This window comes from Photobacterium frigidiphilum (assembly GCF_003025615.1).
In the GTDB taxonomy this organism is placed as follows: domain Bacteria; phylum Pseudomonadota; class Gammaproteobacteria; order Enterobacterales; family Vibrionaceae; genus Photobacterium; species Photobacterium frigidiphilum.
Window position 1 is genome coordinate 1 of record NZ_PYMJ01000135.1, and the last position, 758, is coordinate 758.

The 758-nt window shown below is 48.3% G+C and carries 1 protein-coding gene; it reads left to right on the forward strand.

The features are described 5' to 3' along the window. Positions 1-758: C25 family cysteine peptidase (locus tag C9J12_RS30245; RefSeq protein WP_227876526.1), on the forward strand; the 758-nt coding region annotated here is incomplete at both ends.

The window sequence follows — 758 nt, forward strand, 5'->3', positions numbered from 1 at the left end:
TTTGCCGGGGGATACTGAAGCTCAAATTACCACTATGGTTAACCGCAGCTTAAATTACGAACAAAATCCGACGGATTCAGATCGTTACAAACATGTCCTTCTTGCCGGACAGTATCAAGATCGCGACACCAATCGGGTAGCCGATCGCATGTTTATGGAAGATTTGCATCGCGCTGCCGATTTCTTAGGTCCTGACTACGACTTTTTCTCTGGTCTAGGTGACAGGTTCAATAAAGGTTATAGCGTCCATACTGCGTTGCAATGGGATGCAGACTTAACCAAAAAGCTTAAATATGGTGGCTGGAACTACGGCAGTGCCCGTGTGAACCCTCCAAGTTCAGTACCACAAGTGTGGAAAGATCAAGGTAATGGCGATCGAGTTCAGATTGCTGATGCGATTAACCAAGGCGTAGGCTTTGTCATGCACCGTGACCATGGTTATGGCGATGGTTCAGGTTGGGCTGATCCGCATTACACAGCAGCAGAAGTGAATGCGTTAACCAATGGCAATATGGCCCCGTTTGTATTTAGCTTGAACTGCGCTACAGGTTGGTTTGACGGAAAGGATTCATTTGCTGAGTCTTGGATGCGCAATGCCAATGGTGGTGCCGTTGGGTTTACAGGCGCAGTGAGAGTAAGCTACTCCGGTTATAACGATCTGATGCATGCCGCTATTTTAGACAGCCTTTGGGATGACTATGACGGCGCGTGGTCTAGCGCTGTTTATCCTGTCTCTTGGCGTCCTGCAATGGCGTTGA